Origin of the sequence: Mycobacterium sp. NPDC048908, from assembly GCF_043197955.1 — a bacterium.
In the GTDB taxonomy this organism is placed as follows: domain Bacteria; phylum Actinomycetota; class Actinomycetes; order Mycobacteriales; family Mycobacteriaceae; genus Mycobacterium.
In genome coordinates, this window is record NZ_JBICUE010000001.1 from 894807 (window position 1) to 907378 (window position 12572).

Annotated in this window: 17 protein-coding genes, 4 tRNA genes and 1 pseudogene; 7 read left to right on the plus strand and 15 right to left on the minus strand. The window is 65.4% G+C overall.

The genetic code is table 11. The features are described from left to right. Window positions 1-73 precede the first annotated feature (73 nt). Genes ACGFK1_RS04385 through ACGFK1_RS04410 form a run of 6 tightly spaced genes read right to left on the minus strand, consistent with a single transcriptional unit; the run spans window position 74 to window position 3465 of the window. The gene (locus tag ACGFK1_RS04385; protein WP_393426077.1) at window positions 74-604 is read right to left on the minus strand and encodes a GNAT family N-acetyltransferase; all 531 of its coding nucleotides are present in this window, start codon (window positions 602-604) and stop codon (window positions 74-76) included. A gap of 4 nt (window positions 605-608) precedes the next feature. After that, window positions 609-1133, minus strand: a complete 525-nt coding sequence (locus tag ACGFK1_RS04390) for a hypothetical protein (RefSeq protein WP_393426080.1) — start codon at window positions 1131-1133, stop codon at window positions 609-611. Window positions 1134-1179: 46 nt separating this feature from the next. Continuing rightward, entirely contained in the window at window positions 1180-1602 is a 423-nt protein-coding gene (locus ACGFK1_RS04395) for a PPOX class F420-dependent oxidoreductase (protein WP_393426083.1), read from the minus strand. Window positions 1603-1643: 41 nt separating this feature from the next. Next, window positions 1644-2237, minus strand: coding sequence for a methylated-DNA--[protein]-cysteine S-methyltransferase (locus ACGFK1_RS04400; protein WP_393426086.1), 594 nt, complete (start codon window positions 2235-2237; stop codon window positions 1644-1646). Then, on the minus strand, window positions 2234-2716 hold the full coding sequence (locus ACGFK1_RS04405) for an RNA polymerase sigma factor (RefSeq protein WP_393426089.1): 483 nt from the start codon (window positions 2714-2716) through the stop codon (window positions 2234-2236). The genes ACGFK1_RS04400 and ACGFK1_RS04405 overlap by 4 nt, the downstream gene beginning before the upstream one ends. A 35-nt stretch (window positions 2717-2751) precedes the next feature. Continuing rightward, complete coding sequence (locus tag ACGFK1_RS04410; protein ID WP_393426092.1) at window positions 2752-3465, minus strand: Clp protease N-terminal domain-containing protein; 714 nt, start codon at window positions 3463-3465, stop codon at window positions 2752-2754. Window positions 3466-3572: 107 nt separating this feature from the next. On the opposite strand from ACGFK1_RS04410, the gene ACGFK1_RS04415 reads away from it, so the two are divergent. After that, window positions 3573-3929: a helix-turn-helix domain-containing protein gene (locus ACGFK1_RS04415; protein ID WP_393426095.1), complete on the plus strand. Its 357-nt coding sequence runs from the start codon at window positions 3573-3575 to the stop codon at window positions 3927-3929. A gap of 6 nt (window positions 3930-3935) precedes the next feature. Here the strand turns inward: ACGFK1_RS04415 and ACGFK1_RS04420 are convergent, their stop codons facing one another. From ACGFK1_RS04420 to ACGFK1_RS04445, 6 genes are all read right to left on the minus strand, one after another. Continuing rightward, a complete protein-coding gene (locus ACGFK1_RS04420; protein ID WP_393426097.1) occupies window positions 3936-4361 on the minus strand; it encodes a hypothetical protein in 426 nt (141 codons plus the stop codon). 83 nt (window positions 4362-4444) lie between these two features. Then, a complete protein-coding gene (locus ACGFK1_RS04425; RefSeq protein ID WP_393426100.1) occupies window positions 4445-4825 on the minus strand; it encodes a hypothetical protein in 381 nt (126 codons plus the stop codon). Window positions 4826-4921: 96 nt separating this feature from the next. Then, window positions 4922-5080, minus strand: coding sequence for a hypothetical protein (locus ACGFK1_RS04430; protein ID WP_393426103.1), 159 nt, complete (start codon window positions 5078-5080; stop codon window positions 4922-4924). Between the two features lie 87 nt (window positions 5081-5167). Beyond that, window positions 5168-5242: transfer RNA gene (locus tag ACGFK1_RS04435), tRNA-Val, on the minus strand. A 10-nt stretch (window positions 5243-5252) separates the two neighbouring features. Continuing rightward, a tRNA-Cys gene (locus tag ACGFK1_RS04440) sits at window positions 5253-5326 on the minus strand. A 26-nt stretch (window positions 5327-5352) separates the two neighbouring features. Next, window positions 5353-5425, minus strand: a tRNA-Gly gene (locus ACGFK1_RS04445). A 212-nt stretch (window positions 5426-5637) separates the two neighbouring features. Between ACGFK1_RS04445 and ACGFK1_RS04450 the strand changes: the two genes are divergently transcribed. The 3 genes and pseudogenes from ACGFK1_RS04450 (at window position 5638) to ACGFK1_RS04460 (ending at window position 7522) form a co-directional block, all read left to right on the plus strand. Then, window positions 5638-5709 (plus strand) — tRNA-Val (locus ACGFK1_RS04450). Window positions 5710-6126: 417 nt separating this feature from the next. Continuing rightward, window positions 6127-6333 (plus strand): hypothetical protein, encoded by a 207-nt coding sequence (locus ACGFK1_RS04455; protein WP_393426106.1) that lies wholly within the window; start codon window positions 6127-6129, stop codon window positions 6331-6333. Between the two features lie 198 nt (window positions 6334-6531). Then, window positions 6532-7522 (plus strand): annotated as a pseudogene (locus ACGFK1_RS04460) (Acg family FMN-binding oxidoreductase). 139 nt (window positions 7523-7661) lie between these two features. On the opposite strand, the gene dosR reads toward ACGFK1_RS04460, so the two are convergent. Genes dosR through ACGFK1_RS04475 form a run of 3 tightly spaced genes read right to left on the minus strand, consistent with a single transcriptional unit; the run spans window position 7662 to window position 9648 of the window. Continuing rightward, a complete protein-coding gene (gene dosR / locus ACGFK1_RS04465) occupies window positions 7662-8306 on the minus strand; it encodes a hypoxia response regulator transcription factor DosR/DevR (protein WP_393426109.1) in 645 nt (214 codons plus the stop codon). Between the two features lie 44 nt (window positions 8307-8350). Next, window positions 8351-8587, minus strand: coding sequence for a hypothetical protein (locus tag ACGFK1_RS04470; RefSeq protein WP_393426112.1), 237 nt, complete (start codon window positions 8585-8587; stop codon window positions 8351-8353). A 59-nt stretch (window positions 8588-8646) separates the two neighbouring features. Beyond that, window positions 8647-9648 carry an Acg family FMN-binding oxidoreductase gene (locus tag ACGFK1_RS04475; protein ID WP_393426115.1) on the minus strand — a complete coding sequence of 334 codons (1002 nt, stop codon included), beginning with the start codon at window positions 9646-9648 and terminating at the stop codon, window positions 8647-8649. A 367-nt stretch (window positions 9649-10015) separates the two neighbouring features. Between ACGFK1_RS04475 and ACGFK1_RS04480 the strand changes: the two genes are divergently transcribed. The 3 genes from ACGFK1_RS04480 to ACGFK1_RS04490 all read left to right on the plus strand — a co-directional run bounded on the left by ACGFK1_RS04480 (window position 10016) and on the right by ACGFK1_RS04490 (window position 12566). Further along, window positions 10016-10285, plus strand: a complete 270-nt coding sequence (locus tag ACGFK1_RS04480; RefSeq protein WP_101949625.1) for a metal-sensitive transcriptional regulator — start codon at window positions 10016-10018, stop codon at window positions 10283-10285. A gap of 12 nt (window positions 10286-10297) precedes the next feature. Then, window positions 10298-10723 (plus strand): DUF302 domain-containing protein, encoded by a 426-nt coding sequence (locus tag ACGFK1_RS04485; protein WP_393426118.1) that lies wholly within the window; start codon window positions 10298-10300, stop codon window positions 10721-10723. A gap of 121 nt (window positions 10724-10844) precedes the next feature. Further along, on the plus strand, window positions 10845-12566 hold the full coding sequence (locus ACGFK1_RS04490; protein ID WP_393426121.1) for a GAF domain-containing sensor histidine kinase: 1722 nt from the start codon (window positions 10845-10847) through the stop codon (window positions 12564-12566). Window positions 12567-12572 lie beyond the last annotated feature (6 nt).

Consider the following 12572-nt stretch of genomic DNA (forward strand, 5'->3'; position numbering starts at 1 on the left):
AAACGTGTAAATCGTCGGCGTGTCGCACACTTCTGCGTTCCCCTACCTGCGGTGTGGGCCCAGCTCGCCGACGCTAAAGCGGGCGCACCATCACGTAGTCGTTCTCGACGCCGGCACCCAAGCGAAACGTCTTGGTGCCGTTCACAGTGAACCCGTGTTTGGCGTAGAAGCGCTGCGCGCGTTGGTTTTGCTGGTTGACGCCCAGCCACACGCTCTTGGCGTCCAGTTCGGCGGCGTATTGCAGCGCTGCGGTCATCAGCGCCGCGGAGACGCCCGCGCCGTGGCCGTCTGGCAGCACGTACATCTTGGACAGCTCGACGGCGGGGCGCAGGGTCACTGCCCGCTGCACATCGTCATCGTCGGGAACGCCGTGAATCAGCATGGCGTAACCCACGATTCGGCCCGCCGATCGCGCGGCCAGCACCGCACGATCGGGATCGGCGAGGTACGCCCTGAACCGGGCCTGTGACAGGTTCTCGGCGATGAAGGCCGCGATGTTCTCCGGCGTCGCGCCGGGGGGACACGCCAGCGGGAAGGTGACGGCCGCAACGTCGGCGAGTTCGGGCAGGTCGGCCTCGGCGGCCGCGGCGACGTCGATGGCCACGTCTCTACGGTAGTGGGTCTCCTGGCTGCCAGATGTTCCACTGCGCGAGGTGGGTGCCCGTCCCGGGGTTGATCAACACGACGTTGGTCACCAGGGCGCGGTACACCTGCCAGTAGACAGCGCCGTTGACCGTCGACCCCGGCGGCGCGTTCTGCAGCGCGTACTGCAATCCGTCGGGCGCATCGGTGTTCTTCGGGATGTACGCGTCGGCGTACGGAGTGACGCCGTTGAAGGCGAAGGCGACGGCCATCGCGTACGGGTTCGGCGCCTGGATGGTGTGCACCGTGATCAGCGCCTTCCACGGGCCGCCCTCGTTGATCCACCTCGGCGAACCGGTCGCCCGGTAGCCCGGCGGCGGATCCGTGGGAATCACGTCATGCACAGTCACGTCGGCGACGATGCCCTTGAACTCCACGCGCAGGGTGTCGCCGAGGTTGCCGATCGGGGTGCCTTCCGCTGAGGCGGGTGGGGCCAGCAACCCGGGGACGGCCGTCAGCAGGGCGACGAGGAGCACGAGGCAGCGGCGCATCCACGCATGATGGCACAAACTGAAACGTGTTACAGCCAGTTGGTCGTCAGGCCGCCCCCGGCCCCAGGCCGCCGACCCTGTCGATCCGGATGCGGGTGAGCAGACCCTCTGGCGCGTTCGGCGGCGGAAAATGCTCGTCGCTACCCAACATCACCGTGGCCAGTTTCTTCAACAGCGCGGGGGCGCCGCCTTCTTCGATTCGGGCGGTTCCGGTGATCGCCAGGTAGGGCGTCTGCTGATGGGGATGCTTCGTGGACAGAATCGTGACGGCCACCCGTGGGTCGCGGCGAATGTTGCGGGTCTTCTGGTATTCGGACAGATGCGCGCAGACGAGTTCGTCGCCGTCGGGCGTGGATTCCAGCGTCATCCAGACCACGGTGGCCTGCGGGCTGCCATCGGCATTGATGGTGACCAGCGTCGCGTCGGCGCCCTCACCGATGAGGTCGCGCGCGGCGTCGTTGAGTTTCATGTCCTACTTCTACCGCCACACCGGCGTATTCATTCCCGCATTCAGGCGGCCTCGAGGTCCAGCAGGGTCGTCTTGGCCAGCGGCCCGCCGACGTACTGGCCCGTCGACCCGTCGGACCGCACGACGCGGTGGCAGGGGATCACGACCGGCAACGGGTTGTGCGCGCACGCGGTGCCGACGGCCCGCACGGCGCGCGGGTTCCCGACGGCGGCTGCCACCGTCGCATAACTCTCGCGGCGCCCGTAGCCGATCTCACGCAGATGCTCGATCACGGTGCGGCGGAAGCCGTCTGCGAGCCGAAGATCGACCGCGACCTCAAAGGCGGTGCGGCACTTGGCGAAATACTCGTCGATCTGGCGCGCCACGGGGTCCAGTCGCGCGGGCGCGTGCAGCACCCGCGGGCTGATCCGGTCGGCCAGGCCGCCCAGCACGGCGTCGTGGCCTTCGATGTCGTACGCCACCCGGACCAGGCCGGCGGTGGTCGCGGCCAGCAGCAGGGTGCCGACCGGGGTGTCGATGGTGCGGTATGCGACGTCGAGTAGATCGGCGGCGGCGGCATCGCGTTCGAGCCGGTTGTGCAGCCGGGCCAGCGCGTCGGCATCGCCGTCTGGTGCGTCGAAAAGATTGGCAGTCATGCGGTTTCGTCCTCGCGGTAGTACTTCCGGAGAGTCTTGAGGCCGTCGGCGGCGGCGCGGCGCGCGGCGTCGGGGGAGTTGCCGAGCAGTTGGGCGATCTCGGCGAACGGCAGGCCCGCAATGTGGTGGTAGGCCAGCGCTTGACGTTGTTTTGTCGGCAACCGCGCCAACGCGGTCCACAAGTCGGGGTCGCGTGCCGCCGGGTCAGCGTGGGCGGCGGCACGCTCGGGCAGGGTATCGGTGGGCAGGGGTCGCCGCGAGCGGGCGCGCCCGACGTCGATGGCGCGGCGATGGGCGATCGTGACGAGCCAGGCCTCGACGTTGGCGTCGACGGGCAGGTCAGGGTAGGCGCGTAGCGCCGAGAGGAACGTCTCGGACCAGGCGTCCTCGGCGTCGACGGGACCGACGACAGCCCGGCAGACGCGCAATACGGTCGCGCCGTGCTCGGCCACCACGTCCTCAAACGGTCGCACTCTCACATCATGAAGACGACGCGGCGGTCATGGGTGTGAGATCAGCCCTTGGTCAGCGACTCGAGCGCTGCGACCAGTTCGCGCTCGAAGCGGTCCCGGTCGACGCCCACCCGGTGCAGCGTGCCGTCGTCGTCCTCGGCCTCGTACAGCGCCAACAGAATGTGTTCGGTGCCGACGTAATTGTGGCCTAACCGAAGTGCTTGACGGAACGTCAACTCCAGCGCCTTCTTGGCCTGCCCATTGAACGGAATCAGCACGGGCACATCGTCGGCGCGCGGCGGCAGCGTGATCGCCTTGGTGACGGCGTCCGCGCCGATGCCCTGTCCCGCGAGCAGCTTGGCGGCCAGCCCGTCCGGGTCGGCAACCAGGCCGAGAAGAAGGTGGTCGGTGCCGATCTCGTTGTTGCCTGCCTCGCCTGCCTTGTTCTGCGCGACGACGATCACGTTGCGCGCGCGAGGCGTGAATCGGCCGAAGCCCGCATTCGGGTCGAGTGCCGCGTCGGCCTTGGCCACGAACCGCTTCTGCGCGGCCTGCTTGGTGACGCCCATGCATTTGCCGATCTCGGTCCACGACGCGCCGGACTTGCGGGCCTGGTCGACGAAGTGGCCGATCAGATGGTCGGCGATGTCGCCGAGGGCATCGGCGGCGATCATGGCGTCGGTCAGTTGATCGAGCGGTTCGTCGTGAGCCGTCTTGATCGCGTCGATCAGGTCGTCGAGGCGAACGGGGTTGGAGATCTTGACTGGCTCGGTCATAGCGTCAACTGTAGGTTGACGTCGGAGCGCCGTCAACCCTCGGTTGACGCGGGAAAGTGGCAAAGACTTCGGTTTGGGACGCCGATCGCCGGGTATGACACCGGCTAATGGGGTACTACGTCGAATCGTCTGCACCGCAACCTCGCACGTTGCGCCGGGCAATCGCGTTCATTCACGAGAACGCGCACAGGGACATCGGGTTAAGCGACATCGCCGCGGCGATCAACGTCACTCCGCGGTCGGTTCAATACACCTTCCGAAGGCATCTCGGCACGACGCCGTTGGAGTATCTGCGGAAGGTCCGCCTCGACAGGGCGCACCGCGATCTGCTGGCCGCCGATCCCGCAGTTGACACCGTGATGGCGATCGCCGGGCGATGGCGGTTCAGCCATGCAGGCCGGTTCAGCATCGCCTACCGGGAAACGTTCGGGACCCCGCCGAGTCGGACGCTGCGGGGCGCATAGCGTCGGCTACCGCGGGAAGAAGCCTTCGCGGGTGAAGAAGCCGGGTTGCCAGCCTTGGTCACCGAGGCACAGCAATGGCCGACCGTCGGGAGCCTGGGCGGCGGCCTGTGGCTTCGGGCATGGCGAGCCGACCTCTTGGACGCCGAACAACTCGTAAGTCGACACCCAGAAGCCGGTGTCGACGGGCGGCCACTGGTTCTCGATCCACCGGCATTGCAGCGCCTCGCCACCGGGGCCGCGCCCGAAGGTGAACAGTTCCATGTTGTCGCACGGGGCGCTGAGGTGGGCGTCGTAGTTCATCCCCGGCACGTCGGTGGAGTAGTGGGTGGGCTTGTCGAAATACAGGTTGTCGCCGTCGTCGGCGAGCGCGGCCGGTGCCGTGCTGACGGCGGCGCCCGTGATCGCAGCGGCGGCGAGAAGTATGCGAATCATGTCCCACCCTCTGGTCGTCGTGACCGGTTGGTCTCCGCGAAGCCTAACGGTTGCGATCTGGACAGTGAACAGTTTCCGAGCCGTCAGCGGATGAGGACGTCGAGCGGAATGTCGAAGCGCTCATGGGCGCCATCCAGTCGGAAGCTGTAGACGTGCCGGCCTCCGCCATGCTCCATCGGGAGCGCAATCTGGGTGAGCACCATGAACTTCATGGCGCTGGGCAACTGGAATCTCGTCGACCAGGCCGGCGCCCAGCGCTGCCCCGTGGGGCCCGACGCGTCGATGTGAAGGGTGTAGTGGGAGCCGATGTCGCGGCGCCTCGTGTCGCACAGCACGACACAACTCGACTGGAAGCTGGTGGCGCCTGCGGGGACGGTCGTGCTGGCCCAGAAGCCGCCCTCGACATTGAGCATGTCGTCGACGACTTCCGCCTTGTTCGCGAAGAACGCTCCGGCTAGCCGCATGTCTGCCGAAATTACCGGAAGTGACAGCAAACATTGAGGTGAACTGGATCAGTTGGCCCGTATCGGGACTGGCGCGCGCAGCAATACCGCGCGGGCCTACAGCAGAAGGATGAGGACGGCCACTAGCGCCGCGACGGCGAACGCGCCCACGATCCACACCACTGCGAAGCTCGGCGGCTCGGGCGCGGCTTGCTTGAAGAGGCATTCACCCGGGTGGTGGCAGTCGCACTGGCGGGGACAGCCGTAGGGGTTCATGGGGGCTCCAGCGATCAGACCGGTCCAGCCCATTTTGGGCACAAGACCTGAGCGGAGGCTGACAACACGTGGTTCGTTGCGAAACTGTGGTGCGCGATACTGGGATTGAACCAGTGACCTCTTCCGTGTCAGGGAAGCGCTCTCCCGCTGAGCTAATCGCGCGAGTCCAACGTGGAGGTGGAGACGGGAATCGAACCCGTGTGCACGGCTTTGCAGGCCGTTGCCTCACCACTCGGCCACTCCACCGCTGGGGTTGATGCGACTGCACCTCGAGCGGATGACGGGATTCGAACCCGCGACCCTCACCTTGGCAAGGTGATGCGCTACCAACTGCGCTACATCCGCGCGCCACGAACGACTCGTCGCCCGTCGCGAAGCACGACGATAGTCCACCAAAGTGGGGCCGCACAAATCTGTATGGATCCGAGGTCAGAACAACGGGCACGCCGCGCGCGAAGTCGGGAATCTGCGGCCGCCGCGCGCCACCGCGGATTCGGGTCGGGTGTCCCGACGTGCTAGTCTTCGACGTCGTTCGACCTGTTCGGGTCGGGCTCCCCGGTCTCGTAGCTCAGCGGGAGAGCGTCCGCCTCACACGCGGAAGGTCACTGGTTCGATCCCAGTCGGGACCACAACATTTTCTGGGGTCGAGTTGCCCCTGGGCATTCTTCTCGTCCTCCGAATTCGAACGCCACGTCACATCGTCGAGTCCGAGCCCAGTTGGGCGTCGGCTTCATCGGTCAGTGACCGTGTTCAGCGCACGTTTGCGGCGCACTCACCGCGCTCGGGCTTTGCAGGACGCGGTCGAGGTACTGAGAGATGTTGTGCCTTAAGCACTTCCGTTAGGTTGTGAACCGAGTGCATGATGCGCTGGCGCCGTTTTCCGGCCGCGCCACCGGGGCCGGGCGGTGGTTCGCAGGGTATCCAACGCTGTCGATTAAGGCAGTGGCTGCGACTTGGGTCCCGGCCTCGCGCTGCCGGCTATGACGGAAGTAATCGAGTCGTTGACTCGCGCCCGCAACCCAGGTGCCTGATTACGTGGCGCCCTAGTGGTCGACTTCGCACACACACGCTTCCCCAACCCGCACGACGATCCCGGCGAGCGATGGGAGAACCTCATTCGGGACTTGGACCAGAACCTGGTGAGACTGGCCCTGCTTCTCACCGAAGTCGCGCGCCAGCAAGCGCAGCTGAGCAACCCGAGCACACGGCCGGTCGGCACCATCAGGCGGCGACACCAGCGCCACGGCGACTAACCCCCGCAGAGTGCTGCGCGATCTCCCTGACTTACCCCAACTTGCGGTCGGCGAGCCGCTTTCGTTCCACTGTCCGATCGGTTGCGCGGGATGTGGCGCAATCGTCCGACAGCCGTCGTTGCGGGTGGATTCCCTAGTCCTCGGCACCAGGGTCTTTGTGCTCTGCTCATCGCGGGGACGAGTCGCCATTGTGGAGCTATGAGCGCACGTTTGCCAGACGTCGAGACCATCCGGTCCGCCCTCTCGCTGGCCGCCCGGGCTCCGTCCGTGCACAACTCACAGCCATGGCAGTGGCGGGTCGGGGACAACAGCCTGCATCTCTACGCCGACCCCGACCTGCACCTGCGGCACACCGACCCCGACAGTCGTGACCTGATGCTCAGTTGTGGCGCCGCATTGAATCACTGCGTCGTCGCATTCGCCGCGCTGGATGGCAGTCGAAGGTCCATCGGCTGCCCAATCCGGACGAACAGCACCGGCTGGCCTCTATCGAGCTCTACCGCTACCCGCCAACGAGATAGACATCACCCTTGCCGCCGCCATCCCGCGCCGTCGCACCGACAGGCGCCACTACAGCGCATGGCCGGTGCCCCAAGGCGACCTCGCCCTGATGGCTTCCCGGGCGGCGCTCGCGGGTGTCGCCCTGCGCCGAGTCGATGGGCTTGAACATCTCAAAGATCTTGTCTCTCAGGCCGCGATCCGGCATGCCGGCGATCAGGAGTACCTGGCCGAGTTGGCCGCGTGGAGCGGCAGGTACGGCGCGACCGCGGGCGTCCCGGCGCGTTCCACTCCCGAACCGGTCTCGGCCGCAACGATTCCGGCGCGTGTGTTCGCCGGTCCAGTATTGGCCCAGACAGCGGACGTCGATCCGACAGAGGACAACGCCGTGGTCATTGCTTTGGGCACCGCGGCCGACGACGAGGTGTCGCGGTTACGCGCAGGCGAAGCCACCAGCTTGGTGTTGCTGACGGCGACCGCACTGGGATTGGCCAACTGCCCCATCACGGAACCGTTGGAGATCGAAGAAACGCGGACCGCCGTGCGGGCCGACGTTTTCGGCGACGACGAGTATCCGCAAATGATGCTGCGCATCGGCTGGGCACCGGTGAACGCCGATCCGCTGCCATCGACGCCGCGGCGTGCGCTGGCGAAAATGGTTGCGCGGCTTGATGGTTCACCGTTCACCTGATGGGTCCCCGCGTCCAATTCGACCGTGATGTGTAACACCGAGCCCTCGAGGCGCCGTGTGCACGGCTACCCGGCGTCCGTGAGCACCGAAACATCAAATGGTTCTCCCAGAGCACTTCGGCAATGAACCGTCGTGAGGGCTATTGCCGCCGGTGCGACTGATCCAACTTGGAGATGAACACCGCGGCTTGTGTCCGCCGTTCCATGCCGAGCTTCGCCAACAGCCGGGACACGTAGTTCTTCACCGTTTTCTCCGCGAGGAACATCCTGGCTGCGATCTGCTTGTTGGTCAGTCCCTCACCGAGCAGGTCCAGCAGCACCCGCTCCTGGTCGCTGAGTCCCGACAACGGATCGGAATGCTCTGCGGCGCCACGAAGTTTGGCCATCAACGCTGCGGCGGCTCTGTTGTCGAGCAGTGATCGGCCGGCGCCGACCTCCTTGATGGCCTGAGCGAGTTCCATGCCCTTGATGTCTTTCACCACGTACCCGCTCGCGCCGGCCAGGATCGCGTCGAGCATGGCCTCGTCGGAAGTGAACGACGTCAACATCAGACAGCGCAGATTCGGCATCCGCGACAGGAGGTCTCTGCAGAGTTCGATGCCGTTGCCGTCGGGCAGTCTCACATCGAGCACCGCCACATCCGGCTGGAGGGCGGGGATACGCGCGAGAGCCTGGCTCACCGAGCCTGCTTCGCCCACCACTTCGAGTTCGGGATCCTCTCCGAGGAGGTCGACGAGTCCTCGCCGCACCACCTCGTGATCGTCAACGAGGAAGACTTTGACCACGCGATGGCCTTCCGTAGATGTTGCCGGAACCCTGAACGTACTGCTCACAATACGTGCTGCTGTTCGCAAATCTGGGCGTCGTTCAACGCCGCACAGGCCAGCTCACGCGCCGCGTCCTGCGCGCCCCTACCCGCACACACCGGATCAATTGCGTACACAAGCCGCAACGGATTATCGCGGCTGACCGCCTCATCCACCGCGCACATCGCAGTGTCGACCGCGCAGCGCGAGCCGTCGATGCCGACCACGACGGCGCGCCCCGACGTCCTGTCGTCTTGCATGCGCTGACGCTATCGACGTCGTCGCAAACCGCAGAGAGGCAAAAGTCCTTTTTGCGTGTTCATTGGTCCGCGGTGCGCACCTCGAACACCTCGTCGACCGGTCGTCGAGGTGTCGCGGGTGGCGAATCTTCGATCGACGGGGCCCGACCGATGCGGACAAGCACCTGCGGCGTGATGTCTTGAGTGCTGTGGCCGATCAATTCCGCGACGATCTCTCGGCTCGCCGGTATCTCCGTGATGTGGGTGAGCGTGCACGTCGCCAGTCCCACCATGGCGGCGTCGAGCAGCACGGCGGAAAGCGTTTCACCGCAGAGAACCACGCTGTGAGGCGTGTTGTCGTATGTCGACAGCACTGCGACTTTGGCATGGTCTTCGTCGATCTCTGGCCTGCGCTCACGATGGTGCGTTACGGGGAATGTCCGGCCCACATCAACGCGGTCGCTTTCGGCCGCGGACACCAACGAACTGTGCGGAATGCCTTCGGAAAGCGCGAATGCCGCTGTCCACCATTGGAGTTCGGCGTGGTACGTCGAATCGTAGAGCCGGACCGACTCCGTGAGCTGAGATGCCTCTGCGAGTTGCGGACGACGATCGTCGGGCACGATGTCGATGCGCACGCGGTCGGACCGGACGGTGTCGTGAAGCGCCGGTTCGAAGGACTCCCAGTCCGGAGGGGGCGCAAACGGAAGCCGATCGGTGCGTCGCAGCAGAATCGCGTTCGCACGCTGACGGTGGCCGGCGGTGACGAATTCGAGGGGCGTGAACTCAACGCCCGCTACGTGGAGGAGGTTGTTGGGATTCGGGAATCGTTCGACGTGCGCGACGAACCCCGCGGCGGCCATCGCCACCCGGAGATGGTCGAGGGCGGCCCCACAGGCGATCAACGTTTCTCGGCCCGACTCGTCTGCGGCACGGGGAACCCGGAACGGATCCGCAAACAGATGCAGGGTGCTCCCTTCCAGCACCCATCGCCACGGCTGGCTGTTGTGCAGCGACGGTGCGCGGCACGCCAGTCGCACGGCTTCCCTGATGATCTCGGTATCCACCATCGTGGCGGGCATCACGACCTCCGCTTTCTGTTGGCATCCCACTGTCCTTCTGCGGGGGTCCGCGAACCAGAGTCGATGGTCCCCATGTCGGGGCCTTAGGACCCTTGGTACCGCGCATCCTGGTTGGGGGTTGGGACATGCAACTGTCAGCGGCTCTTCCAGGCAAGGCAGCTTTGGGCTGGGGCGGCCTTGACGCCCGAGTACGTGGAACTCACACAGAAGTGGTATTTCTCGTCGAAGATACGATTTGCCACCCGATACGCCCACTGCCCGCTGCGCCGGATGGTCATCAGGTACGGCGTCGCCGCTGGGGCGACGTGATATACGCGGAATACCCCGGCGGGTACCATAGTTGCGAGGCTTGGAAGGGAGTAGCTGCATGGTTGGTGATGAAGACGCCATCGCGGCGGTGCTGAACAGACTCCGGCGCGCGCGGGGGCAACTCGACGGCGTGATCTCGATGATCGAACACGGCCGAGACTGCAAGGACGTCGTGACCCAACTGGCGGCGGTGTCGCGTGCACTGGATCGTGCTGGCTTCAAGATCGTCGCAACCGGCCTGCGGGAATGTGTCACAGGCGAGGCTGCCGACGGCGCGAAGCCGATGAGCGAAGCTGAGTTGGAGAAGCTGTTCCTGGCGCTGGCCTGAGATGGAGTTGATATGGGTATCGCGGTAGCCACTGCGCTGCACACGTCGTTCGACTACGCCGTTCGGCTCACCCGGGATGCGCTAGCGGAGCAGGGTTTTGGAGTGCTCACCGAAATCGACGTCAAGGCCACGCTGAAAGCCAAACTCGACGAGGACATGGAGGACTACCTGATCCTCGGTGCTTGCAACCCGCCGCTGGCGCACCGTGCGGTCAACATCGACCGCCAGATCGGACTCTTGCTGCCCTGCAACGTCGTGGTCCGGTCCGACCCCGATGTCAGCGGCAGGGTATTGGTCGAGGCGATGGATCCTCAAGTGCTCGTTGATGTTACGAGTGAGCCCGAACTCCGCCCGGTAGCCGACGAAGTCGGCGAGAAACTGCAAACTGCGATCGACTCGTTGGCAGCGTCCGCGGGCCGCGTCCGCGGGCAGGACTGAACGGCTACATCAAGATCGCGCCGACTGCGCCAATTCGCAACCGGTTCAGGAGTCTGTCGGCGAGGTCAAATAGTCTGCCGAAATCTTCGCGAATCCGCTTAGCCGATGCGACGATGAATCGGTGACCGACCCCGTCGAGTCGGGCGTCCAAACGAACATGCGCCCACTCCGCGAGACGTTGTCTCAGCTCAGGCTGCGAGAACTGCTCCTGGAAGTCCAGGACCGCGTCGAAGCGATCGTGGAGGGCCGCGACAGGCTCGCCGGCCTTCTGGACGCCATGCTGGTGGTCACGTCGGGCCTCGAACTGGACCAAACCCTCCGCACGATCGTGCACACCGCGATCGAGTTGGTGGACGCCCAATACGGAGCGCTCGGCGTCCGTGGGCGCGACCATGAATTGGTCGAGTTCATCTACGAGGGAATCGACGAGGAGATGCGCGAGCAGATCGGGCATCTTCCCGAGGGCCGCGGCGTGCTGGGCGTGCTCATCGACGATCCCAAGCCCATCCGGTTGGACAACATCGCCAACCACGCCGCATCGGTGGGTTTTCCGCCGAATCATCCGCCGATGCGGACTTTTCTCGGGGTACCCGTCCGGATCCGCGACGAGGTCTTCGGAAACCTGTACCTCACCGAAAAGGCCAACGGGCAGCCGTTCAGCGAGGACGACGAGGTCTTGGTCCAGGCCCTCGCCGCGGCGGCGGGCATTGCGATCGACAACGCGCGCCTCTACCAGACCTCCAAGACGCGACAGTCCTGGATAGAAGCGACCCGTGACGTCGGGACGGAGCTGCTGTCCGGCACCGATCCCACCAGGGTGTTTCGTTTGGTCGCCGACGAGGTGAGAACGCTGAGCGGTGCCGAAGTGACGCTGGTGGCCGTTCCCGCGGATCCGGATGTGCCGGCCAGCGAGGTCGACGAACTGCTGGTGACCGCGACATCCGGCGACGGCCCGGCGACGGAGTTGGTGTCGATTCCGGTCGAGGGGACATCGGTGGGCGAGGCCTTCATCGATCGCGTTCCCGGCCGGTTCGACCGGTTCGATCTCGTTGCCAGTGAGACCGCGTCGACGGGGCCCGCGCTGGTATTGCCGTTGGGGGCGACGGACGCCGTTGCGGGCGTGCTCGTTGCGCTGCGCGCTGTGGGCGCGCAACCCTTCAGTGACGAAGAGCTCGACATGATGGCGGCATTCGCCGATCAGGCCGCGCTGGCGTGGCAGCTTGCGAACGCACAGCGGCAAATGCGGGAACTCAGCATCCTGACCGATCGCGACCGCATCGCACGAGACCTGCACGACCACGTCATCCAACGCCTCTTCGCAGTCGGGCTGTCCCTTCAAGGGACCATCTCAAGGGCACGCGTACCCGAAGTGCAACAACGCCTTTCGTGCTGCGTCGACGACCTGCAGGAAGTGATACAGGAAATCCGGACTGCGATATTCGACCTGCACGGCGCGTCCTCGGGGACGACTCGTCTGCGTCAGCGTCTCGATGAAGCGGTGGCTCAGTTCGCCAATTCGGACGTGAGGACCACGACGCAGTTCGTCGGCCCGCTGTCGGTGGTGAACGCGACGCTGGCCGACCACGCGGAGGCCGTTGTCCGTGAGGCCGTCAGGAACGCGATCAGGCACGGGAAGGCCACCACGCTGTCGGTGAGCGTCACGGTCGGAGATGACTTGATCGTCGAAGTCGTGGACAACGGCAGCGGGATCTCCGGCGAGATCACCGGCAGTGGCCTTACCAACTTGCAGAAACGCGCCCACGACGTCGGCGGCAGTTTCGCGATCGAAAGTGTTGCCGGCAACGGCACCATGATCAGGTGGTCGGCGCCGTTGCAGTCATAGGTCGAA

Excerpts from the sequence above, each read along its gene's own strand:
- ACGFK1_RS04390 (WP_393426080.1), bottom strand. The coding sequence starts at position 1,133 with ATGCGCCGCTGCCTCGTGCTCCTCGTCGCCCTGCTGACGGCCGTCCCC.
- ACGFK1_RS04395 (WP_393426083.1), bottom strand. The coding sequence starts at position 1,602 with ATGAAACTCAACGACGCCGCGCGCGACCTCATCGGTGAGGGCGCCGAC.
- ACGFK1_RS04400 (WP_393426086.1), bottom strand. The coding sequence starts at position 2,237 with ATGACTGCCAATCTTTTCGACGCACCAGACGGCGATGCCGACGCGCTG.
- ACGFK1_RS04410 (WP_393426092.1), bottom strand. The coding sequence starts at position 3,465 with ATGACCGAGCCAGTCAAGATCTCCAACCCCGTTCGCCTCGACGACCTG.
- ACGFK1_RS04415 (WP_393426095.1), top strand. The coding sequence starts at position 3,573 with ATGGGGTACTACGTCGAATCGTCTGCACCGCAACCTCGCACGTTGCGC.
- ACGFK1_RS04420 (WP_393426097.1), bottom strand. The coding sequence starts at position 4,361 with ATGATTCGCATACTTCTCGCCGCCGCTGCGATCACGGGCGCCGCCGTC.
- ACGFK1_RS04425 (WP_393426100.1), bottom strand. The coding sequence starts at position 4,825 with ATGCGGCTAGCCGGAGCGTTCTTCGCGAACAAGGCGGAAGTCGTCGAC.
- ACGFK1_RS04430 (WP_393426103.1), bottom strand. The coding sequence starts at position 5,080 with ATGAACCCCTACGGCTGTCCCCGCCAGTGCGACTGCCACCACCCGGGT.
- ACGFK1_RS04470 (WP_393426112.1), bottom strand. The coding sequence starts at position 8,587 with ATGCAAGACGACAGGACGTCGGGGCGCGCCGTCGTGGTCGGCATCGAC.
- ACGFK1_RS04475 (WP_393426115.1), bottom strand. The coding sequence starts at position 9,648 with ATGCCCGCCACGATGGTGGATACCGAGATCATCAGGGAAGCCGTGCGA.
- ACGFK1_RS04480 (WP_101949625.1), top strand. The coding sequence starts at position 10,016 with ATGGTTGGTGATGAAGACGCCATCGCGGCGGTGCTGAACAGACTCCGG.
- ACGFK1_RS04485 (WP_393426118.1), top strand. The coding sequence starts at position 10,298 with ATGGGTATCGCGGTAGCCACTGCGCTGCACACGTCGTTCGACTACGCC.